This is a genomic window from Synechocystis sp. CACIAM 05, assembly GCF_010222815.1.
Taxonomy (GTDB): Bacteria; Cyanobacteriota; Cyanobacteriia; order Cyanobacteriales; family Microcystaceae; genus Synechocystis.
The window spans coordinates 1,728,671-1,750,447 of record NZ_CP019225.1 but is presented as its reverse complement, the minus strand read 5'-3'; the positions used below and the strand labels follow the sequence as shown (position 1 = coordinate 1,750,447).

18 protein-coding genes and 1 pseudogene are annotated in these 21,777 nt (G+C 48.2%); 11 read left to right on the top strand and 8 right to left on the bottom strand.

Annotation, left to right across the window (positions count from 1 at the left end):
• A pseudogene (locus BWK47_RS08360) lies at positions 1-91 on the top strand (IS630 family transposase); the annotation flags it as partial.
• A 69-nt stretch (positions 92-160) separates the two neighbouring features.
• Here the strand turns inward: BWK47_RS08360 and BWK47_RS08355 are convergent.
• From BWK47_RS08355 to BWK47_RS08340, 4 genes are all read right to left on the bottom strand, one after another.
• Positions 161-991 (bottom strand): EI24 domain-containing protein, encoded by an 831-nt coding sequence (locus BWK47_RS08355; RefSeq protein WP_237269978.1) that lies wholly within the window; start codon positions 989-991, stop codon positions 161-163.
• A gap of 5 nt (positions 992-996) precedes the next feature.
• The gene (locus BWK47_RS08350; protein ID WP_162328293.1) at positions 997-2,454 is read right to left on the bottom strand and encodes an anthranilate synthase component I; all 1,458 of its coding nucleotides are present in this window, start codon (positions 2,452-2,454) and stop codon (positions 997-999) included.
• Positions 2,358-3,233, bottom strand: coding sequence for a CbiQ family ECF transporter T component (locus tag BWK47_RS08345; RefSeq protein ID WP_162328292.1), 876 nt, complete (start codon positions 3,231-3,233; stop codon positions 2,358-2,360). The genes BWK47_RS08350 and BWK47_RS08345 overlap by 97 nt, the downstream gene beginning before the upstream one ends.
• A 69-nt stretch (positions 3,234-3,302) precedes the next feature.
• Positions 3,303-4,037, bottom strand: coding sequence for a phosphorylase family protein (locus BWK47_RS08340; protein ID WP_162328291.1), 735 nt, complete (start codon positions 4,035-4,037; stop codon positions 3,303-3,305).
• Positions 4,038-4,181: 144 nt separating this feature from the next.
• On the opposite strand from BWK47_RS08340, the gene BWK47_RS08335 reads away from it, so the two are divergent.
• From BWK47_RS08335 to BWK47_RS08325, 3 genes are all read left to right on the top strand, one after another.
• Positions 4,182-5,288 (top strand): ABC transporter ATP-binding protein, encoded by a 1,107-nt coding sequence (locus tag BWK47_RS08335; protein ID WP_162328290.1) that lies wholly within the window; start codon positions 4,182-4,184, stop codon positions 5,286-5,288.
• 70 nt (positions 5,289-5,358) lie between these two features.
• Complete coding sequence (locus BWK47_RS08330; RefSeq protein WP_162328289.1) at positions 5,359-7,047, top strand: DUF3685 domain-containing protein; 1,689 nt, start codon at positions 5,359-5,361, stop codon at positions 7,045-7,047.
• A gap of 213 nt (positions 7,048-7,260) precedes the next feature.
• On the top strand, positions 7,261-7,704 hold the full coding sequence (locus BWK47_RS08325; RefSeq protein ID WP_162328288.1) for a secondary thiamine-phosphate synthase enzyme YjbQ: 444 nt from the start codon (positions 7,261-7,263) through the stop codon (positions 7,702-7,704).
• An 80-nt stretch (positions 7,705-7,784) separates the two neighbouring features.
• On the opposite strand, the gene BWK47_RS08320 is transcribed toward BWK47_RS08325, so the two are convergent.
• Positions 7,785-8,960 carry an AGE family epimerase/isomerase gene (locus BWK47_RS08320; protein ID WP_162328287.1) on the bottom strand — a complete coding sequence of 392 codons (1,176 nt, stop codon included), beginning with the start codon at positions 8,958-8,960 and terminating at the stop codon, positions 7,785-7,787.
• A 255-nt stretch (positions 8,961-9,215) separates the two neighbouring features.
• Here BWK47_RS08320 and BWK47_RS08315 point away from each other — a divergent pair, with 255 nt between their 5' ends.
• The 3 genes from BWK47_RS08315 to BWK47_RS08305 all read left to right on the top strand — a co-directional run bounded on the left by BWK47_RS08315 (position 9,216) and on the right by BWK47_RS08305 (position 12,590).
• Positions 9,216-10,028 (top strand): tetratricopeptide repeat protein, encoded by an 813-nt coding sequence (locus BWK47_RS08315; RefSeq protein WP_237269976.1) that lies wholly within the window; start codon positions 9,216-9,218, stop codon positions 10,026-10,028.
• Between the two features lie 120 nt (positions 10,029-10,148).
• Positions 10,149-11,408: a bifunctional ornithine acetyltransferase/N-acetylglutamate synthase gene (gene argJ / locus BWK47_RS08310; RefSeq protein ID WP_162328285.1), complete on the top strand. Its 1,260-nt coding sequence runs from the start codon at positions 10,149-10,151 to the stop codon at positions 11,406-11,408.
• Positions 11,409-11,471: 63 nt separating this feature from the next.
• Positions 11,472-12,590, top strand: coding sequence for a hypothetical protein (locus BWK47_RS08305; RefSeq protein ID WP_237269974.1), 1,119 nt, complete (start codon positions 11,472-11,474; stop codon positions 12,588-12,590).
• A 316-nt stretch (positions 12,591-12,906) separates the two neighbouring features.
• Here the strand turns inward: BWK47_RS08305 and der are convergent, their stop codons facing one another.
• A complete protein-coding gene (gene der / locus BWK47_RS08300; RefSeq protein ID WP_162328284.1) occupies positions 12,907-14,265 on the bottom strand; it encodes a ribosome biogenesis GTPase Der in 1,359 nt (452 codons plus the stop codon).
• A 193-nt stretch (positions 14,266-14,458) separates the two neighbouring features.
• Here der and BWK47_RS08295 point away from each other — a divergent pair, with 193 nt between their 5' ends.
• Positions 14,459-16,981 (top strand): DUF5777 family beta-barrel protein, encoded by a 2,523-nt coding sequence (locus tag BWK47_RS08295; RefSeq protein ID WP_237269972.1) that lies wholly within the window; start codon positions 14,459-14,461, stop codon positions 16,979-16,981.
• A gap of 275 nt (positions 16,982-17,256) precedes the next feature.
• Positions 17,257-17,823, top strand: coding sequence for a hypothetical protein (locus BWK47_RS08290; RefSeq protein WP_162328282.1), 567 nt, complete (start codon positions 17,257-17,259; stop codon positions 17,821-17,823).
• Between the two features lie 59 nt (positions 17,824-17,882).
• Here the strand turns inward: BWK47_RS08290 and BWK47_RS08285 are convergent, their stop codons facing one another.
• Positions 17,883-18,962, bottom strand: coding sequence for a PIN/TRAM domain-containing protein (locus BWK47_RS08285; RefSeq protein WP_010872826.1), 1,080 nt, complete (start codon positions 18,960-18,962; stop codon positions 17,883-17,885).
• Between the two features lie 182 nt (positions 18,963-19,144).
• Here BWK47_RS08285 and BWK47_RS08280 point away from each other — a divergent pair, with 182 nt between their 5' ends.
• Together BWK47_RS08280 and BWK47_RS08275 are read left to right on the top strand one after the other, a co-directional pair.
• A complete protein-coding gene (locus BWK47_RS08280; RefSeq protein WP_010872825.1) occupies positions 19,145-19,375 on the top strand; it encodes a hypothetical protein in 231 nt (76 codons plus the stop codon).
• 87 nt (positions 19,376-19,462) lie between these two features.
• The gene (locus BWK47_RS08275) at positions 19,463-20,761 is read left to right on the top strand and encodes a GAF domain-containing sensor histidine kinase (RefSeq protein ID WP_162328281.1); all 1,299 of its coding nucleotides are present in this window, start codon (positions 19,463-19,465) and stop codon (positions 20,759-20,761) included.
• Here the strand turns inward: BWK47_RS08275 and BWK47_RS08270 are convergent.
• Positions 20,758-21,609 carry a M48 family metallopeptidase gene (locus BWK47_RS08270; RefSeq protein WP_010872823.1) on the bottom strand — a complete coding sequence of 284 codons (852 nt, stop codon included), beginning with the start codon at positions 21,607-21,609 and terminating at the stop codon, positions 20,758-20,760. The genes BWK47_RS08275 and BWK47_RS08270 overlap by 4 nt on opposite strands.
• Positions 21,610-21,777: the final 168 nt, after the last annotated feature.

Genomic DNA, 21,777 nt, shown 5'->3' with positions numbered 1-21,777 from the left:
GCATGACTTTAGTGCCTTGAAACGAGCTAGAATGTACGCTCCTATTGACACATCTCTTGATGAAATTATCCGTTCTTACTGTGGCATTTAGCGTCTCAGCCTTATTTGAAGCTACTATAAATCACGATCAAATCAGCTAGAAGAACTAGCAAATAAATATTTAATTCGCCTCCTTATTTACCTCCGCCTCCATTTCTTCTTGGACTTGGAAAAACCGGGGGTAAATTTCTTCGCAGAAAAATAAGGTACCAGCGGTCACACAAAAAGGAATAGTTACTAAATTAACCAGAGGAATGCTGACCCAAACTAAACTTGCTAGGGCAAAGCCAGCGCTCAGGGGGAGAGATTGAAAAATCAATAGTAACTTACGACGAAATTTGAGACGACGGCGTTCGAGGGGAGGGTCAAAAAAATCTAGGCAAGTTAATAAAGATGTGGAGCTAATGCCCACTACTGCAGCTAGGGGAGTACCAAATGCAGGCAGAAGGTTGGTGGCAAAACCGATGATGGTAAAAGTAATTAATAAAACTATTTTTTTCAATTCAAAGGCTAAAGCTCGTTTGATGTCCTGTAACAATCCCACTTCCTGAATGGCTAATTTACCTAGGAGTTTTGTTTCCAGCTTTTCTGACAAGATGCTATACCAAGGAGAACCTAATAATCCTCCCACCTGGGAAAGTAAAAATCCCGCAATAACTAGCAATAGTAAGCGTATTAGCCAGATATAAAGAAAAAAGATAAATTTTAGCACCGGCAAGATGTAGGGCAGTACTTTGGGAATGCGTCGGTTTAAAATTTCAATCCAATCGTGGGCATAATTACGCAGTATATCGACGCTATCATTACCTAGATTTAATAGTTGCCAATAAAGTAAAATACCTAAGCTAATATTAATAATTAAAGGAATAATAATATAAACTAATAAGCCTGGACTTTCACGTAGAATTTTGAATGTGCGGAGTGGATAAGTAAAGCCTTTGAAAAATCCCATATTTTTTATAGTCCCTCCAATGCCGCCAATAAAGCTTTGGCTTTTTGCAATGATTCTAACCATTCCTTGGCGGGATCACTGTCTGCCACAATGCCGGCTCCCACTTGTCCTGTCACTTGTCCAGGGGTGAATAACAGGGTGCGAATGAGAATATTTAAATCTAAGTTCCCCCGTTGATCCCAGTAGCCACAGGAACCGTAAAACAAACTCCGCCGCACTGGTTCTAATTCTTCAATAATTTCTAAACAACGTATTTTGGGACAGCCGGTAATGGTGCCACCGGGAAACAAAGCTTTGACCAAATCTACTCCGGTTTTATCTGGTTGTAAAATGCCTTTTACATTACTAACTAAATGGGACACATGGCTATAGCGCTCGATCGCCAATAATTCATCTACTTCCACCGTTCCCCAGGTACAGACCCGGCCGAGGTCATTGCGTTCTAAATCCACCAACATGATATGTTCTGCCAACTCTTTGGTGTTAACTAGCAACTCCTGCAATAATTGTTCATCCTCCGCCAGATTTTTGCCCCTTGCCCTAGTGCCAGCAATGGGTCTAGTTTGGGCCACATTGCCTTCTAACTTAACTAATCTTTCCGGAGAACAACTAACCACATCTCCCCACGGCGATCGCCAGTAACTAGCGAAAGGAGAAGGATTGATAGTTTGTAGATGTTGATAGACCTGCCAACTGTTAAGCTTTTGCTCAGTTTTAGCAATGAAACGTAGTGTTAAATTAGCTTGAAAAATATCTCCGGCTTTAATATATTGTTTCGCTTGATTGACCATGGTTTCGTACTGATCTTGGTCAGTGGTATAGGTCAAATTTAAGGGAGGCACTTGAGGCGATGAAACTGAGTTGATTTTATCTGCTAACTGAGTTTGAAAAAACTTAATTTTCTCCTGGTCGGTAGTAGCTAACCATAATAATTGCTCTTGATGATCTAAAATTACAAAATTTTCAGGCTCGTACCAATAGGCCACCGGAAAAGGTAAATCATCAGCCTTTGAATAAGGTAATTTTTCAATTGCCCAAGCAGTGTCATAACCTAACCAGCCTAACCAACCGCCATGGAAAGGTAAATGTTCAGGAATATTTTTTGTCAAATTTACATCATGATTACATGGGCAAAGTTGGCTTAAAAAGCTAAAAATCTCTTCCGGCTTAGGAGTCCATAACCTACCCTTTCTCGGTTGGCCGGCACAGAGGGAATAACGGCCTAAATGGGGATGATCCGGTGAAGCAGGATAGGGACTTTCTAGTAGGGTGGCGATGCCTTGATGACCAAATAATTGACTAAAAATTTCACTGCCCGTGCGGCCTTCTAGGGGCAAACAACACCAATGCCAGGGTTGGGGTTCCATCAGGCCATGCCTCCCCACAGGATCCGAGCCCCCCAAAATAAAATCAAAGTTCCCAGCACCAACCAATCCGCCCGAACAATGCGCAATTGATGCCACTGAACTTGATGCTCATTGGGAGTGGTGAAGCCCCGCACTTCCATGGCGATCGCCATTTGTTCTGCCCGCAATAAAAGGTTTTCTAGTAATCTTTCCACCACTAAAATCCAGATTTGAGCGCTCCGTTTAATGCCCAGTTTTTTCCAATTAATGGCCCTAGTGCGAATGGAACGGAATAGATTTTGAATTTCTTCCATCACCAAGGGGATAAATCGTAAAGCAAGAGTCAAAATTAAGGTGATTTCTGTAATGGGTAATTTAAAGCGCCGTAGGGGAGCCATTAATTCCTCTAGTCCAGCGGTAATTTCCTCCGGGGCAGTGGTGAGCAAATATAAATTGGTGCTATAAACCAGGGTAAAAATCAAAGTGCTAATGCGAATTCCCAACTCCAAAGAGCGGCGAGTAACTAATAGTTTGCCCCATTCAAATAATACGTACTGATATGAGGTAGGCGGCACCACAATTTCACTGGCAGGCGATCGGGGTTGTTCTAACACAGTGAAACCGTCGGGACTAAAGGTAGTTAACAGGAAAATTAGGCCAGAAAAAAATACCAGTAAGCCCATTTGTTGCTTCCATACCCGCCAGGGAATACGGACTGCAAAGGTCAATAAAATTAGAAAAACGACAATGCCAAGACGCCAAATAGCGTTGGCCAACACTGGGGCTAACAAAAAACTCATTAGCCAAGCTAGTTTTACCCTGGGATCAAGGCGGTGCAACCAAGTCACCGGATTTTCCAAATACAAGCCGATGGGTAAAGACCGCATCAAGTCCATAGCAAGGCCCGCCCTACAACAATTGCTTCCCTAGCATTTTGCCACAATCCCATCAGCGGGGGATTTTCCCTATTTCCCCAGTGCCCCACTCAAACTCTGGGCGATCGCCGTTAACTGGGCACAGGCCTTTAGGGAACCTTGGATTAAATGACCTGCGGCCAAGGGACGGCGCAATAAAGCTTTAGCTAAGGGTAAGGGTTGCAAAGCCCCCTGCTCAGTAAAAACTCCGTTGAGATCCGGTAAATCCTGGGTCATGGTGTCACTCACTACCCTTAGGATAGCTACGGGAATTTGGTTTGCCTCCCCAAAAGCTAACACTGCCGTATTTTCCATATCCACCACCTGGGCACCGGATTTTTTTCCCAACAGTTCTTTTTCCTCCCCCCGACAAACCACCTCCGACACGGTAACGCCTCTCACCACGGGAATTTGCCACTCTGGCCCCAGCAAATGATTAACCTGCTCCATCAAACGGCGATCGCCAACGTATTCTTGTGGCTGACCATGGTTCCCATCCCCCCAATATTGACATTGCTCCACCCAGACAGCCTGGCCAATGCCGTAATCGGCAGATAAACTCCCCGTCACCCCCATCACCAATAAACCCTGGGGCTTTTCCTTTGCCGTCCAGGTTTGGGCCAGATTTGCCAAAAAAGATTGCACCGCTGTGGCCCCCACTGGCATCGCCTGCAAATATATCTGGTCAGTTTTTCCCAACCCCTTGGCGATCGCCTGGGCTTCAGCGCCTTGGGGCGCAAGAATCCACCAAGGGACGGAGTGGGGATTGAGATCGGCTGAAATCATATGTTAATCTTAACTCTTGCAAATAATTCTTATTTAAAGTACCGTTTAAATACTTGCTTTAGACAGTTTGGATCTAATCAGATCTGAGTTTTAAACGGGATCAGTCCTCCCACCATTGTTGCTGCTTTTTTGCCCCTGGTTCCTATGACAGTCGCTCAATTTTCTCCCGTTGCCCGCCTTTCCATAGAAGACTCTGTTTTAACGGTACAGGACTTAGGCAAAAGCTTCCGGGGACAATCCACCCCAGTGCTACAGAAAATCAACTTTAATCTGGCGCCAGGGGAAATTTTGGGGCTATTGGGACCATCGGGCTGCGGCAAGACAACTTTGTTGAGAATTATTGCAGGCTTTGAAACCCCCACCAGTGGCACCGTTCATTTGGAGGGGGATTGTGTTTCTGGAGAAAATGGCCTCACTCCCCCAGAACAGCGTCAAACGGGCATGGTCTTTCAGGATTACGCCCTGTTTCCTCACCTCACCATTACCGACAATATCGCCTTTGGCCTGCGCCATAAATCCCAAAAATTGAACCGTCAACAAATCCAAGGGCGGGTGGCAGAGGTGCTCCATTTGGTGGGATTAACGGGACTGGAAAAACGCTATCCCCACGAACTATCCGGTGGTCAACAACAACGCATTGCCCTGGCCCGGGCTTTGGCCCCTAAACCCAACCTAATTTTGTTGGATGAACCCCTCAGTAATCTGGATGTGCAAGTGCGCCAGAGGTTACGTCATGAAATCCGCCATATCCTCAAAACCACCGGTACGGCCGCCATTTTTGTCACCCACGATCAGGAAGAAGCCATGGCCATTTCTGATCGCATTGGGGTGATGTATCGGGGGAACTTGGAGCAAATCGGCACCCCAGAGGAAATTTATCGATCGCCTGCTTCCCGTTTTGTGGCGGAATTTGTCACCCAGGCCAATTTTGTTCCGGCCCAGCGACAGGGAACACTCTGGGCCACGGAGTTTGGCCAATGGCCTTTAACTTTCCAAAGCATTCAGCCTGAACTGCCCTCAGTGGGGGAACTAATGTTGAGGGAAGAGGAAATTGAGCTGAGCCCCGCCAGTGACGGCCCAGTGGTCATCCGCGATCGCCAATTTTTGGGCCGGGAATACCGCTACTGTCTGGAAACCGCCGCCGGCCGACAGATCCATGCCCGTACTTCTTTGCAAACGGTGATTCCGGTGGGCAGTCGGGTAAACTTAACTCCCACTAATCCCTGTCCTCCCCTATTTACCCAGGGCTGAGGCAATTTAATTTGATGGTATTAGTCAGTTAACGGTCTAGAATGGGCGGTGTTGTGGCCCCACCATTGCCGTGAGTGAATCTCCCTTAACCATTGTCATTGTTGATGAGGATCCCGTGTTTCGCTTGGGATTGATCACCATGCTGGGGAGAGAGGCCGGTGTGCAAGTGTTGGGGGAAGGGGAAACCCTCGATAATCTGCGGCAACAGCTAGAAACCCTGGCTCCCAGTATTTTACTGATCGACCCCCAGTTTCCCCGTCAGTCTCGATCTGGCTGGCCCCTCCTACGGCAATTGAGCATTGCTTACCCCCAGGTCAAAATTTGCTTGCTCACCGCTAGTTTGGAATACGATCAACTACTGGCGGCCAAAACCCAGGGCATTGCGGCCTACTTTCCCAAAGGAACGGCGATCGCCGACTTGGTAACGGGCTTAAAACAGGTTCATTTTGGGCAAACCTGCTGGCCTAGTTTGCAAACCGTCAATGCGCCCCCCCTGAGCCTGTGGGAAAAGTTGATCTGGCCCCTGTTCCGGGACGGATTAGGACAAATTGAACAAAGCCTCCAACAAGTCCAGAAGAGTTTACAGGTACCATCCCTATCGGACTTTGACCGACTATTTTGGCGGGGCAGAGAAAGAGAACTGAAATTTGCCCAGTGGTTAGTGCGGAATTTATTGCCCCAGCGCCTCAAAACCTGGCATAAAGCGACTAATATCCTGACTGCCACCACCACCGTCTTGCCCCCTTCTCCCCCCAGTCCCCGCCGTTCTGGAGTTAGGGCCATTACTCTGCGTCCCCCCAGCAACCTCACTGCCCTGGGACAAATTCTCCAACAAATGCCCCTACAGGTGGAAAACCTTACCGCCATCCCCCTGGAGTTGGACATTCTCCAACCCCTTAAACGTCAGGAACTCCTTTCCTTGGGGCAACAACAACTGGAAACCACCATTAACGAACTCAAAGCTCTACGGATTACCCCAGCCCAGTTGCCAGACAATTGCCTATCCATTGTGGCGGAAATGTGGCGGTCTTTAAGCCTGACCTTTTTTGGTAAATACTGTCAGCCCAAAAGCGAGTTTAGCCTTGAGCAAATCCAGTCTTTATTGGAAGTCTACCAGCCCATTATTTGCCGGGAAAAATTGGTTAAAATTCCCTTTGTTGTGCCCCTGTTTCACCATCTTCTTTTTGGCGAGCCCCTGGTGGTAAATCAAAAGGCATACCCCTTAGGCTCCACGGAAGCGCAACAATATAGTGACCTATACGCCCAGAATTTAGTTATTCAATTGGCTAACAGCACCATGGTTTTCATTTTGAACTATTTTGCTGACCATGAAGCCATTAAACTTGCCCTTTATGAATACTCCATGCTTTCTTCTCGGCAAGTAGCCCGGTTCCGTAATGATCTAGCTTGGTACTATCAATTTAGCCGTTACTGGCTTAATCCCAAACAAATTTTTGAAAGTCAACATACCCTGTTGTATCTCACCCCCGCCGGGATTGTGGCCACCCAGGTTTATGCTCCTCGGCAACAGGAATTAACCCAACTAAGGGCAGTACCTTGGTTTGTCACCATCGCCCTGGAATGTCGCGACGCTCTTTCTCCCCGTGTCAGATCGGTGATTGAATTTGTGGGCAACGGTGTGGTATTTTTGCTAACCCAAGTGGTTGGCCGGGCGATCGGGCTGGTGGGGAAAGGCATTATCCAGGGTATTGGCAATACCTGGCAGGAAAGCCGCAGTCAACAAAAGCGTTCTAACTGATCTCCGTAGGCCTGGCTCTGATTCAATACGGCAGTTTAGCTTAACGATGGCGGAAGCAATTAGACAAAAATTAGTTTTTAGCAAAGCTTTGTAACTACTTTCTTGCCTTCGATTAAATTAGCTATGCTTGTGGTTACTTACTCAATTTGCTTAAAATAATCCTAATTTACCTAAATCTAACCTCAAATTTACTCTATATTTTCAGCTAATAAAATGATCTCCTCTGCCGCTACTTTTCGTCAACATCAAGAGATTTTAGCCATTGCCACCCAGGGCAAAAGTCTCCATAATTTCACCAGCAAAATTCAGGCAGTGGTGCAACATTCCGGCGTTAAAACAGGACTTTGCACCGTATTTGTACGCCATACTTCCGCCTCGTTAATTATCCAAGAAAATGCTGACCCCGATGTGTTGACGGATCTGGCAATCTTTTTTGCCCAATTGGTGCCAGAGGATGGCCGTCGTTACCGCCATAGCACGGAGGGTTTGGACGATATGCCTGCCCATATCCGGTCTGCCTTAACCAAAACCAGTGAGCAAATTCCCATTGTTAATGGTCGTTTAGGCTTGGGAACCTGGCAAGGAGTTTTTCTCTGGGAGCATCGGCAACGGCCCCATCAGCGGGAGGTAATTATCCACGTCAGCGGCGAGGTTTAACTCCATTGCTAACATCTTCACAAGCGGAGATTTCCTTTCTCTAGCAGGGAGGAGTAGTTCCCCTAGCTATAGAAAAATGGTTAACCAAGCGGAAGTTGGAGAGTTTCGGCACAGAGCCACAGAGCTCGGGGCACGTGGAAACAGCCTTTCCATTTCCCCCCTTTTAGGTTGAGCAACACTTCTCCCTGGCGATTCAGGTAGCCAAACCATTCCCCATACTCAGGATCGGCGAAATGACTCCAGGCGTAATCATGGACCCGCTCAAACCATTGCCAACATTTTTCTTGGCCAGTGGCTTGGTGACCCTTGGCTAGGGCAACGAGGGTTTCTAGGTGTACCCACCAGAGCTTTTGGTCCCACTCCAGTTGTTGGGGAGGGTGGCCCTGGCGATCAAGGAAATAAAATATGCCACCAAATTCTTCATCCCAGGCATATTCCAGGGTGTTCAACACCACTGCAATGGCTTGCTCCTGTAACTGGTGATCGCCGGAGCGTTGGGCAATGTCCATCATAAACCACATGGCTTCAATGCCGTGTCCTGGGTTGAGCAACCGCCCTTCAAAACTATCAACAAATTCTCCTGTGGGGGTCACCGCTTCCCGCATTAATCCTATTTCTGGGTCGAGGAAATCCGTCATCACTTCTTTGACGGTTTGGGCCAACACCTCTTCCACGGTAGTAGGCGGTAATAACCATTCCATTTCCAGGGTAAGGTTGGCTAAAATCATCGGCACCGCTAGGGATTTGAGGGGCCTAGTACCTGGATAGGACTTCTCGTATTGACCTTTGGGATTGTGCTGACGGCGTAGGACGTTATTGTAGGCCTGCAGGGCAATGGCTTTAGCTTCCTGCGCCCCACTGGCTAAGGCATATTGACTAAAGGCCATGGCGGCGAAGCAATCGGAAAAAACGTTATAGGGTTGACGCAGGGGTTTGCCTTCCTGATCCAAAGCAAAATACCAATTACCGTCTTGATCTCGGCCGTGGCGAGCTAAAAAATCAGCACCATGGCGGGCAATTTCTAACCATTGGGGTTTTGGTTCCAAACGGTTGTAGAAAACGGCAAACTGCCATACCTGACGGTTTTGTAACCAAATGAATTTATCTGTGTCAAAAACCTGGCCTTTACGGTCTAAGCAGGTAAAGTAACCGCCCCCCTGGCGATCGAGGGAATATTTTTCCCAAAAGGGCAATACGTCCTGGTGTAAAGCCTGGTAATATTGCTGGGCTAACTCCTGACGGCGATGGGCAATCATACAATTAAACTATTAACTATGTGATGGATGGCGGTGCGCAATGGCTCAGTTTTCAGACAACAACACAACATAGCACGACTGGGCAAAAAGCCAATTTTGTCCCCCGGGAGTCGGTTATTTTTTTACTGCGGCCGATAACTGTGAAAATTTGTTAAAAATCCTTACGTTGTTAATAAAAAGCGGGATTAATTTCATTCTTTAAACCATCATTAAATAAAGAAGGCATTTTTTCTTCCCCGCCCAGTGTTGCCTGCCATGATTTGTTTCCCCCGTCCCATTTTTCCTTTCTTAACGGCGATCGCCACCGTTGGTTTCTGCACTTTCGGCCCTGGCCTAGGGGGAGTTTTACCCAGTCAGGCGGCCCTTACCCCTCCTTTCATTGCCCAGGAACAAAATTCTGCCGCCGCCATAGAACAAAAGTTGCTAGAGGGGTTCGATGAACTGGAAAGTGGTTCTCCCCTCAAGGCGATCGCCATTTTTACCCAGGTAATCGACACCGATGACCAGAATGCCGATGCCTATAATTTGCGGGGGGTAGCCTATATGGTGATCGAACAGTACACCGCTGCCCTGGCGGACTTTGACCAGGCCATTGCCCTAAACCCTAAGGACCCAGCCATCTATTTCAATCGGGCTAACGTCCACGGAGTACTCAATAATTACCAAGGGGCGATCGATGACTGTAGCCTGGGAATCTTGCTTGATCCCCAGGATGTAGATCTTTTAATCTGTCGTGGTCAAGCCCAATTAGGGTTAGAGCAACCACGCCAGGCCATTCCCGATTTTGACCGAGCCATAGAGCTTGATCCCCGTTCTGAGGAAGCCCATTATTTTCGCGGGCTAGCCTATGCCATGGTGAACAATTACGAACGGGCCTTGGCTGATTTAAACCGTACCATTCGCCTCAATCCTTACAATGCTGATGCGTTTATTCTCCGGGCCGGTATCCGGTCGGAACAGGGAGAAGTGGAGGAATCCTTGGAAGACATGATCCAGGCAATTAATTTGCTCGATCGCCAGGGAGAATCAGAAAAGGCGACGGAAATTCGCCAATTATTGGGTTATTGATCCCATCTCTGGGTGGGGACTAGGGGGAGTTGAGCAGAAAATCAGCAATTCTTGACTGGGGTTTAATGACCAACAATCAACCCCGAGCAGAACTGCTATGATTGGCCTCTGAGTTTGAGAATGTGGCAGGCTTTTCCTATGGCTGACTGGCAAGTAATTGAGGGCAACATCACCGCCCCCAAAGGTTTTAAAGCGGCAGGTATCACGGCGGGACTAAAACCGTCCGGTTCCCCGGATTTAAGCCTAATTTACTCCGAAACTGAGGCAATCGCCGCGGGAGTTTTTACCACCAGTCAGGTGCGGGCGGCCTGTGTGGACTATTGTCGCCAAAGGTTACAGGCTAAGGCCAGCGCTAGGGCGATTTTGGTTAACTCTGGCCAAGCCAATGCCGGCACAGGTAAACAGGGCTGGGACGATGCGGTGGAGTCGGCCCAACTGCTGGCCCAGGGGTTAAATATTTCCCCGGAAAGTATTCTGCTGGCTTCCACTGGCGTCATTGGCCAACGGATCAAAATGGAGCAGTTACGCCAGGGCATTGCCCCATTAATCCAATCCCTTGCTCCTAATGGCGGGGATAAAGCAGCGAAAGCCATTATGACCACGGACTTGGTACCCAAAACCATTGCCCTGGAAACAGAAATTGATGGTCGCCCGGTGAGGATGGGGGGCATTGCCAAGGGATCGGGCATGATTCATCCCAACATGGCCACCATGCTGGCCTTTGTCACCTGTGATGCGGCGGTTTCCACTGCCCTCTGGCAACAGATGCTCAGTCGGGCCACCCAAAAAACCTTCAACCAGGTAACCGTAGACGGGGACACCAGCACCAATGATAGTCTCTTTGCCCTAGCCAATGGGGAATCCCGCACCGCGGCTATTACGGAAATGGGCCCCAACGCCGAGAAGTTGGAAGCCATGCTCACTGCTGTGTGCCAACATTTAGCCAAGGCGATCGCCAGGGATGGGGAAGGGGCTACCTGTTTGATGGAAATTCAAGTCACTGGGGCCCCGGATGATCAATCTGCCAGGGCCGTGGCCAGAACCATTGCCGGTTCTTCCCTAGTTAAATCCGCCGTATTTGGTCGGGATCCCAACTGGGGACGCATTGCCGGGGCAGCGGGGCGAGCTGGAGTTAAATTTGACCAAAATAATCTACTGATTAAATTGGGCAACTATGTACTTATGGACCAGGGCCAACCCCTAGAATTTGATCGCCCTGGAGCGAGCAACTACCTCAAGCAGGCCGCCTCTGGCGCTTATCTAGAACAGGACACAGTACTAATTCAGGTGGATCTAGGTACTGGTTCGGGGCAAGGAACCGCTTGGGGCTGTGATTTGAGCTATGACTATGTCCGGATCAATGCGGATTACACGACCTGATCTGTTGGGTCGCTGGGATAAAATTTAGTCCTATTGCCTCGCCCTGTTGTTAGACTAGTGCCCATGACCCGTTCCATCCCTAAAATCCGTGAGCAGTTAACTCAGATCGAAAATCAAACGGCCATTCTGGGGCATCACTTTGCCGCCACCTATGACCAGTATGCCCAGCGTCTGGGACAGATTCTCCAACAGCAGGGGGTCTATGCCGTCTATCAGATTTGTACTCAAATTTATCCCGATGCTTTTCTCCAGCTAGATTACAATCCCCGTCATAAATTTCAGACCCAATTACGCACGGCGATCGCCAAATTTTATGAGCAACTGCTAGCAAACTTGGAAAAAGAAGGAATTTTTCTGGACTCTTCCCGCCAGGAACAGATTGTGCAGGAACCAGAGAACACCCCAGAGGAAACGGAAGAATTGATCCTATTGGGGAGCGATGGAGAGGTTCCAGAGGAGGAAAAAACCGAAGATAGCAATATTCCGGACTTACAGGAAATCAAAGACTTTCTCAGTCAAGCCCTACAGAAAGAAGGCCTATCCCTAGAAATGCTATTGCCCCAGGGGATGGGGTCTACGGAAGCCAAAGTACCGACCGTGATTAAAACTCCTGAGGATTTACAAAAATGGCATTTACAGGTGGAAAAAATCCTGCACCGTAGTGTGGTAGCCCTGTCGATGAACATTAACCGTTTGCTCACTGCTAGTAAAATTATTCCTCCCAATCTGCCCCTCCATATTCTAGAAATGGCCCTACAGTCGGAGGATGACCGGCTAGCCCCCAACCGAGAAAAAATGCCCCACGTGGTCAATTTATTGATCGAAAAAGCTCAAAAACCCGAGTCGGACAATGTCTCCCCACCGCCTACTGACCAAGGGGAGGATGATACGGAAAACGATGATGATGACGATGAAGATCTTTCTCCAGAGGCCCTAGAGGAATTGATTCACCGGTCAAAACGGGGACAAATTAGTCGTTTGACAGCCCTGAATTTGCGGCTCAAGGATCTGGAATTTGCTGACGTTAATCTGGGATTAATTCGCAAACAAATTCACACCTATCTCAAGGATTTAAATAAACTGGAAAAACAATATCGTCAGTTAGAGCGGCAGCAGGTGACGGCCAAGGCAGAATTAGCCTGGCGTAGTACGTGGCAAAATCAAGATGATGGTGGAGCTTAGTACCCCAGTCATCCTCTGGGAACTGGCAGAGTAGTTGTCGAAAAGTTGCACACAATTCCCCCAGTATGACCAGAGCTTTAGAGGACTAATTGGGGACAATACCTAATTTTGTCAATACTTTCTTCGGTGACATTAGAGAGTGTTTTAAAAGCCCCCCGACCCCCCAAATTTGAGGGAAAACTGAGTGAAAGTCCCCCGGTATTGTCGGAGCTTCAGTGAGGAGATTTAGGGGGCGGAATAAAACTTTCCAAACACGCTCTTAAAGCAACAATGACAATTGTTAGGTATCCCTGTAAATTGTCAACTGTTTTAAGTTTTAGACTTTGGTAGCCCGGTTGCGACTACCCTCCATTTCCCTCACTTTTTTACCCCGCCAGAATAATCGAATGGGGGAGCCAAAAAAGCCCAGTTGTTTACGGAATTGCTTTTCAATGTAACGGCGGTAATTATCGTTAAACCGGTTGGGATCATTAACAAATAAGGCGATCGCCGGTGGTTGGGTCGAAACCTGGGTGCCGTAATAAATTTTGCCCTGCTTACCTTGGCGAGTGGTGGGGGGAGAATGCCAACTAACGGCTTCTTCCAACACTTCATTGATTACAGCGGTGGTGACCCGACGGCGATGTTCCTGGGCGGCAATATCCACACAATCAAGGATTTTTTGTACCCGTAGGCCGGTTTGGGCACTGACAAAAATCATTTCGGCCCAATCCATAAAATAAAGCCTAGCCATTAACTGTTCCCGGTGCTCGTAGATGGTGTAGGAATCTTTTTCCACCGCATCCCATTTATTTATCACCAGCACCACTGCTCGGCCATCTTCAATAATGCGCCCCGCCAATTTCAAATCCTGCTCCGTTACCCCATCCAAAACATCCAGTACAAATAACACCACATCGGCCCGGCGAATGGCCTTAAAAGCCCGGTTAATGCCAAAAAATTCGGCGCCATAGTCCACATTCTTTTTCCGCCGAATACCTGCCGTATCAATTAAGCGATATTTCTGCCCGTTGCGCTCCACCACCATATCAATGGCGTCCCTGGTAGTGCCGGAAATGGGACTGACAATGGCCCGTTGTTCCCCGGTCAATGCGTTGAGCAAACTAGATTTACCCACATTGGGACGACCAACGATCGCCACTTTGATCTCATCTTCTTCCGGCTCCTCTTGGGTGGCTGGCAAATATTCCAACAGAGTATCAAGTAAATCGCCCGTACCACTGCCGTGGATGGCCGACATGGGATAGGGTTCCCCCAGCCCCAAATGCCAAAATTCCGCCGCTTGGATAGCACCTTGGTCGGGGGATTCACACTTATTCACCGCCAAAATGACCGGAACGGATTGTTGCCGGAGCCACTGGGCAATTTCTTCGTCACTGGCGGTGGGGCCCTGTTGGCCATCCACCACAAAAATGGCTGCCTTCGCCTCCGCTAGGGCTAGGTTAGCCTGTTCTCGAATTTCGGGTAAAAATTCGCTGTCATCGTTGAACACTAACCCCCCCGTATCCACCACTTGGAAGTCTCGGTCTCGCCAAAAAGCTGGACGATAGGTACGGTCTCTCGTGATGCCGGGTTGATCATGGACAATGGCTTGTTGGTTGCCAGCTAAACGATTAACGAAGGTAGATTTACCCACATTGGGGCGGCCGATAATGGCGACGATGGGAAGGGACATAAAAAATTTAAAGGCAAAAAATTGAGAATAGTGAAGAGAAATCCGTGGCTTTGTGGCGATCGCCGTTGAATAAGTTTAGAGAAAAGGGGAAAATGTAAGTATTCCGAACTTAAAATTAAAGTTAATGCGTATTTGAAAGAATAGGGATATTATGTCTTCTAATTGGTGTGAGTTTTGAGTGAGGAACAACCGCATGACTTTCAAAAAGCCGGCCCAGATGCTTGGTCTTCTAGGAGCATGGTTAGTGCTTGGGGCCTGGAGCAGTAACACGGATCACCATGGTATCAGTTCTCCGTCGGCTTTGGCTGATCCCCCATTTCCCAATCAAAAAATTTTCCCTGTCTTTAGTCAAAACAATGACTACAGTCCTAGTATTCCCCCTTCCTCCGCAACCCTGATTAGCCAACGCCCCAGTCGATCCGGCGATCGTTCCATTTTAATGGTCGAAGCAGAGGAGGATAATTTTGCCGTTCTCCAAGCCGTTACCCTCACCGTTGATAACGTAATTTTGCACATTAACGGGCAACAAACCGCCGCTGAGTTGACCCTAGATTCCCGCACCAATCGTTTAGCTCTGGTGGTAGAAGGGGTGAAATTAGCCGATTCCATCCCCATTAATCAAGATAATGCTGGCCCCGATGGCACTCTGATGAAACGTCGCCTCAGAATTAAACAATTAGACCGGGGTGTGGTGGAAGTTAGTCTTAATGCCCAGGAACAAAGTTGGACTGTCCGTTCCCATAACCAAGGTTTACTCCTAGCTCCCACGGCGATCGCCAACACAGCGGAAACCTTAGAGATTAAGGATGAGGTCAGTCAGGGGGAATTATCTCCTGAAGAAACTTTGATACTTTCCCAAACAACGGCGATCGACGGAGCAAGGGTAGAAGAAACAAGTGTGGAGACAACCATTACTGAATCTGCCCAGAATGGGATTACAGAAGAATCTTCTGACCTTAACCAAACCAATGGCCTCGACATTATTACTGGCCCCATTGAGCCAACAATTTCTTCGGAAGAAAGAAACACAGAAGTTCTAGAAACCCAGAGAGAAAATGATAGTAATCAAGAAAAATTGGCAGTAGTTCAAACTGATCAAATAGAAGTAACAGAAGTCGAAGTCACAGAAACCGAAACCCTGGATACTGTTGAATTTGTTCAAGAGGAAGTGGTAGAAGAATCTCCCCCAGAAGAATCTGAAATTACCACACCTTTATTGCGTCAACCCTTAAGAATATTAAACCTGCCCACCGCCAACCAGCTTTTGCAAGGACAGGTATTGGGCGCGTTTGGCCAAACCCAAACCTTTGGTGGGCCAGGTACGGGCAATCAAACCTATTTTATCTACACTGATTGGGGACTCACTAACGACCTCCAAATAGGCTGGTCTTTCATGTACAACGACGACCCCACCTACAATGCCGTTAATGGAGCTTTTATCGAGCAGTTATATCAATCAACTGGTCCTAACTTAAAATACAACATTTACAGCGATAAAAATTGGGGTATCAGCGTTTTAGGTTCCATTGAACAATTCCAAATTTACAGTGGTCCTGGACTATTTAATAATGCTAATTCCCCCACCTTGAGTAGAACTGTTGCGGGAACTGTACAACTCCCCATTTCCTATAACTTGAGCGAACAGTTTCAGGTTACTTTTACGCCGGCAGTTAATATTTTTTCTGATAGTCTCAATAGCATTCCCTTTTACGGCACGGTCTTTAGCGTCGGATTGGGAGCAAATTGGCGCGTTTCCGAGCAACTTTCCCTTTTTGGCAATAGCGTGGTCCCATTATCCGGCGGTAATTCTATCAACACATCTAGGGAAATATCCAAAACCCCCATTTGGTCTGTCGGCGCTAATTACGCCTTTAGTAAAGCCGTCGGTTTTGAGTTGAGCTTAACTAACTCCTTTGGGGGCACCCCGGCCACTGGCATCTTAACTTTGCCCACCGCCGCCAATGAAATTCTATTAGGAGCCCAGTTTAAGATAGCTCCCCTTGCCAAAGAAATTTATCATATTGACTATAACGACCGGCAAAAAAGATTATTGTTTGACTGGTTTACGCTAACTACTCCCTATGTTTTTCCCACCGATGATTTCGGCGTAAGGTTTACAGCGGATACCGGGGGCAGTATCGGCGGCGGGATCTTTTATAGCGTCTTGCAAAATTTCCAAATGGAGTTACTGCTCTCCTACATTGGCGGTTTTGATACCCAGTCGGTCATAGAATCATCCCAGGGAACAGCGACCCAGTGGCGCCTAGGGGGCAAGCTTGCATTTTTAAACCAAGCCGATGGCGATCCCCTGTCAATTAGTGGCCGTTTAACTGGTGGTCGCGATATTAGTGAAGAAGAACAGGGATATTTTATGCTTGAATTTCCTTTTATGTATGAAGTCAATAATCAATTAGCTTTGCTGTTTTCTCCCAAGGCTGCAATAACCGGTGGCAAAACTCCGGTGGGATTGGGATTGGGGGCAAATTATCAAATTTCCCCTGTCATACAACTAATTGCGGAAGTCACTCCCCTTGTAACTGGTGAAAGACTGGTATGGTCTGCCGGTTTAAGACTATTCCCCCTGGAAAACTTGGCGATCGATTTAATGGGCACCAATGCCACCAGTCAGCTTGATTTAGGAGAATTGATAGCGGAGCCTGGCACCCGTTTCTCTGCCGGTATCCAGTGGCGCTTTGGCCAGGGCTCTAGTAAATAGCCAATCTCTTTCTTTTTTCCATCAGGGACACAAATGTTGAGTTTGAGTTTTCGATGATGGGGGAATTTTAAGCTTTATGGCTGCTTTCCCCAATACCATTGGTCATGGCGCCCTGTGCTTTGATGGGTTCCCAAAAAGCTCAGCCATGAATTGCGGGTTCGGGACAAAGGGGAAAAACCGATGTGCCGGTGGGGACTGCTAAAATTGTGGGGTCTTCAGGTCATGTCCTCGGACAAATGATCTTAATTGACGGATTGGCGTAATCGGAAACAACCATGCGAATTTGGCCAGTGGTGCTGACAGGATTAGTTATCGTTTTCCTTTCCCTTGGTGGTGGTTGGGCTATGGCCCAGACGTGGGCTCCCCATGGTCAACCGGCCAATGATCTAATGGCCCAGGCAGGCATTCCCCAGAATTTGCCCCCAGTTATCCCTGATAATCCCCGTTCCGTCGATCCGATTCCTACCCGTTACCTTCCTGGTTTCGAGTCCTACATCGAAACCTGCACTGGCTGTCACATTGCCCTGCCACCGGAAGTCTTACCCCTGGATTCCTGGCAGGAGATTTTGCGTCGTCCGGATGTCCATTATGGGGTCAGCATTCCTAACATTAATCGCCTGACCCAATTGCTGATTTGGGATTATGTGAGTACGTTTTCTCGACCCCTGCCTCCAAATAACCCAGTTCCCCTCTATGCGGAAAAATCACGCTTTTTCAAAGCTCTACATCCACGGGTCCCTATGCCGGAGGAAGTCACAAGTAAGACCTGTATCACCTGTCACCCCGGGGCAGAGGTTTTTGACTTTACTACGTTGTCTCCAGAATGGCAGGATGCTCCCTAGGGAAAAGCGGATCTGATGGGAAATAGTTTTGCCGTTTCTGAAAAACTGCCAATTTTGACCTAAGAAGCCAGCACTGAAGGGGGTTTGGCAAAAATCATCCGACCAGCGGAGGTTTGCAAAGCTGAAGTGACAATGACCTGCAATTCTGACCCTACATAGTTGCGCCCTTCTTCCACCACCACCATGGTGCCATCTTCTAGGTAACCTACTCCCTGGGAAGCTTCCTTGCCTTGTTTGATGATTTTTAGCTCCAGGGAATCCCCTGGTAGGTAAATGGGCCGCACTGCCTGGGCCAAATCGTTCACGTTGAGAATTTGGACTTTTTGCAAGTTGGCAACTTTGCTGAGGTTGTAATCATTGGTGAGCAAAATGCCATTGATTTCTTGGGCTAAATGGACTAATTTGGCATCCACAGTGGCAATGTCGTCATAGTCAGCGGAATGAATAACAATGCTTTCGGGAAAATCCGCCTGGATACTGCCGAGAATATCTAATCCCCTGCGGCCTCGCACCCGTTTTTGGTCATTACTCGCATCGGCTAATTGTTGCAGTTCCGCCAAGACAAATTGGGGCACTAATACCTGCCCTTCAATAAAGCCGGTGGCTAATAGGGGCTCAATGCGACCGTCGATGATGCAACTGGTATCAACAACTTTAGGCGGGATGGGCTTGAGGGTGCCCTCGGCCAACAACATGGTTTCAATGCTGTTGGGGTTAATTAGGCGCATGAAGGTGCGGCCATGGGTATCGGCCAAACTGATACCAAGAAAAGCAAAAACCACACTGCCAAACACTGCCAGGGTGGGCTTAATAAAGGAAAATTCCCCGGGAATGGGCAGTAAAAAGATGGGAGCTAGCATGAGATTAGCAATCAACAAACCAATTACCAAACCCACTGCCCTGGTAAGAATTGTCTCAATGGGAGTTTGTCGAATCTGATTTTCCAGTCTGCGATAGGTGGTTTGGGCCACTAACCCGATCGCCAGACCAATAATGGACATGAAACCCGCCGCCAGCCAACGCAGGGCCTCCATGTTGGAAATTTGCATCTGTACGGAATCCGGTAACAGGTCCACCACGGCGAAGCCGACCCCTGCAAAGGTGAAAATGGAGAGGAGAATAATGACGGCGTCTAACATGGTGGAGTTATGAAACTGGCGTTGATAACTTGGAGGTGGCAGGAAGGGGGACGTTGACAAAAATTGTTCAATCTGGACGGACTTTCCCAATTGGTAACTTTTCCTGAAGTTCCATATATTATATCCGCCTGGCCTGAAACTGATGGGATACTATAATTGGTGAAGACCTCGTTTCTAACGCCATGAATGACAATACCACCGCCTCGCTTCGGGACTCTGAAAAAATAGAAGTTTCCATTCAGTTGGACTCGGATCTAATGGATCAAATTCAGCATTTGACCAATGAGCCAAATCGGGTAATTGAAATGGCTGTGAAGCAGTGGCTACGGGGTGAAAAACAACGGGACGACGAGCTAACCCGCAATTTACGCCGCAATCCCCCTGTTCCTCCCCGGGGAGAGTGGAACGACTAATTTTTTTGACTTCCTACGGGAGAAATAGACCCCATGGTTGATTATGCTATTTCCTCCGCTGACTCCATTACCTAACCACTTTTTGACATGGGACAGCCGAGCGATTTGACGGAATCCACCCTCAGATTTTCTTCTTTGGATCCCCTGCATCCCCCGGTTATTTCCCAATTGACGGCGATCGCCAAAAGGATCCGACGCAATAGCCTCCATCTGCCCACCATTTGGCAAGAGGCAGTGGATAGTATTGGCTCTACCTTGGGGGTAAGCCGTTGCCTACTGTTGACAAAGGATTTCCAAAGTCGCCACCTGCAGATTGAAGCAGAATTCTGTCAGCCCACAGTGACCGCCTTCGCTGATCTAATTGTGCCGGAGGAAAGTGAAATTTGGCGGCAGTTATTCGAGCAACACCAACCCATCACTCTCTACAATGTCCAGTTTCAAGGGGAGGATTTGGGGGGACTGTGGATTTTCCCCACCCTCTACCAGGACCAAGCCAACGGCTATCTGTGTTTGCAACAAGTTGGTCCGGCCCCTGGTCCCTGGCATCCAGAAACAGAAGCCCTACTTCAGGAATTGGCCGAGCAAACCGGCACGGCGATCGCCCATGCCACCCTCTACCAAGAACTAACCCAGGCCACCAAAGCGGCAGAAGAAGCATCCCGGCTCAAAAGTGAATTTCTGGCCAGCACCACTCACGAACTTCGCACCCCATTAAATGGCATTATTGGTTTTCTGCGGCTAATTTTAGACGACATGGCGGATTCAGAGGCGGAAAAGCACGAATTCGTCGAAGAAGCCTACCAATCTGCCCTGTTATTGCTCAATTTAATTAATGATATTCTCGACCTGGCCAAAATTGAAGCGGGTCGAGTGGGCATTGAATTGGAAGTGGTGGACTTTAGTGAAGTGCTCCAGGCAACAGAAAATTTTGCCCTGCCCCAGGCCCAAAATAAGGGCCTCAGCTTTAATCTCACTGCCCCCAACCAAGGCCCTCTGCTGGTGTATGGCAATCAGCGTTGGTTACTGCAGGTGATGCTCAATATTGTCGGCAACGCCATCAAATTTACCCACGAAGGAGGTATTACAGTGGCCGTGGAAGTAATGCCCCGCACTGTGCTCTGGGAAGGTGTACAGAAACCAGGATTATTAAAAGTGAGCGTGGGAGATACGGGCATTGGAGTTTCCCTCGAGCAACAGTCCAAATTATTTAAAAAATTTGTGCAAATTGATGGCTCCCATTCCAAAGCCTATGGAGGTACGGGGTTAGGGCTGGTAATTTCTCAAAAGTTGGTGGAAACCATGGGGGGCAAAGTGGCCTTTTTTAGCATGGGGGAAGGACTGGGGTCCACCGTCACTTTCACTGTTTTACTGGAGGAATTACCCTAACGCAGGGTGGGGGCAGAGGATTGGCGGCCAATGCGTCGGCTATAAGCCTGGGGATCCAATCCGTCTCCTTGGTAGAGGTATTGGGACGGGATACTCCTCTGGAGGGAAGTGATGCGATTTTGGGTAAGGGGATGACTGCTAAGAAACTCTGGAGCGGCACCACTCTGCCGTTGTAATTTTTCCATGAAACTAACCATGCCTACGGGGGCATAACCAGCCCGCACGAGGTTCCTTAGCCCCATGGCATCGGCGCTTAATTCATCTTCCCGACTCATGGGCAGATTGAAACCCAGTTGCATAGCCATCTGGACAATATTATTTTCCCGCATACCGGCGGCGGAAATTAATCCTTGGGAAAGACCCACATCCCTCATTCTTGTCACGGCATGGCGTTCGGCAATGTGGGCAATTTCGTGGGCAATGACACCGGCCAATTCCGCTTCATTTTCGGCGGCGGCAATCAAGCCGGTATTCACATAAACAAAGCCCCCCATGGTGGCAAAGGCGTTAATTCTGCGGTCATCTACCACCTGAAATGTGTAGGGGATATTGGGGCGACTACTGGCCCGGGCTAACCGTTGACCAATTTCGTTAATATAACTTTGCAATTGGCGATCGCCGTGGGGACGAAATTCTCCTTGTTGGTAAAGTTGCTGATTAATCTGTTGCCCTAGCCGTACTTCCTGCTGGTCAGAAAGATTGGAAAGTTGAATCACCTGTAATCCTTGGAGCAATAAATTCATCCAGGACTGGGCCCGTACCGGGGAAGCAATGGCAACGGTGACAGTGGCGGTGAGAACAACGGTTAAAATCCAAGCAAACAAACTTTGATAGCGACGAAAACCCATCTTGCACTAGGCCCAATTAATCCACAACATCGGCGGTGGTTCCCCTAAAAAAGTATGAAGATAACCGGAACCAACCAGGGTAAAACCTGTTGGAAAACACGATTAAGTCAGGGAAAATCACCAGCAGATAAATTAATCCTATGGCCGGAGACTGGGGCTAAGACTATG

Coding starts and splice junctions, on each gene's coding strand:
- BWK47_RS08355 (WP_237269978.1), bottom strand. CDS start 991: ATGGGATTTTTCAAAGGCTTTACTTATCCACTCCGCACATTCAAAATT.
- BWK47_RS08345 (WP_162328292.1), bottom strand. CDS start 3,233: ATGGACTTGATGCGGTCTTTACCCATCGGCTTGTATTTGGAAAATCCG.
- BWK47_RS08340 (WP_162328291.1), bottom strand. CDS start 4,037: ATGATTTCAGCCGATCTCAATCCCCACTCCGTCCCTTGGTGGATTCTT.
- BWK47_RS08335 (WP_162328290.1), top strand. CDS start 4,182: ATGACAGTCGCTCAATTTTCTCCCGTTGCCCGCCTTTCCATAGAAGAC.
- BWK47_RS08325 (WP_162328288.1), top strand. CDS start 7,261: ATGATCTCCTCTGCCGCTACTTTTCGTCAACATCAAGAGATTTTAGCC.
- BWK47_RS08320 (WP_162328287.1), bottom strand. CDS start 8,960: ATGATTGCCCATCGCCGTCAGGAGTTAGCCCAGCAATATTACCAGGCT.
- BWK47_RS08315 (WP_237269976.1), top strand. CDS start 9,216: ATGATTTGTTTCCCCCGTCCCATTTTTCCTTTCTTAACGGCGATCGCC.
- argJ (WP_162328285.1), top strand. CDS start 10,149: ATGTGGCAGGCTTTTCCTATGGCTGACTGGCAAGTAATTGAGGGCAAC.
- BWK47_RS08305 (WP_237269974.1), top strand. CDS start 11,472: ATGACCCGTTCCATCCCTAAAATCCGTGAGCAGTTAACTCAGATCGAA.
- der (WP_162328284.1), bottom strand. CDS start 14,265: ATGTCCCTTCCCATCGTCGCCATTATCGGCCGCCCCAATGTGGGTAAA.
- BWK47_RS08295 (WP_237269972.1), top strand. CDS start 14,459: ATGACTTTCAAAAAGCCGGCCCAGATGCTTGGTCTTCTAGGAGCATGG.
- BWK47_RS08290 (WP_162328282.1), top strand. CDS start 17,257: ATGCGAATTTGGCCAGTGGTGCTGACAGGATTAGTTATCGTTTTCCTT.
- BWK47_RS08285 (WP_010872826.1), bottom strand. CDS start 18,962: ATGTTAGACGCCGTCATTATTCTCCTCTCCATTTTCACCTTTGCAGGG.
- BWK47_RS08280 (WP_010872825.1), top strand. CDS start 19,145: ATGAATGACAATACCACCGCCTCGCTTCGGGACTCTGAAAAAATAGAA.
- BWK47_RS08275 (WP_162328281.1), top strand. CDS start 19,463: ATGGGACAGCCGAGCGATTTGACGGAATCCACCCTCAGATTTTCTTCT.
- BWK47_RS08270 (WP_010872823.1), bottom strand. CDS start 21,609: ATGGGTTTTCGTCGCTATCAAAGTTTGTTTGCTTGGATTTTAACCGTT.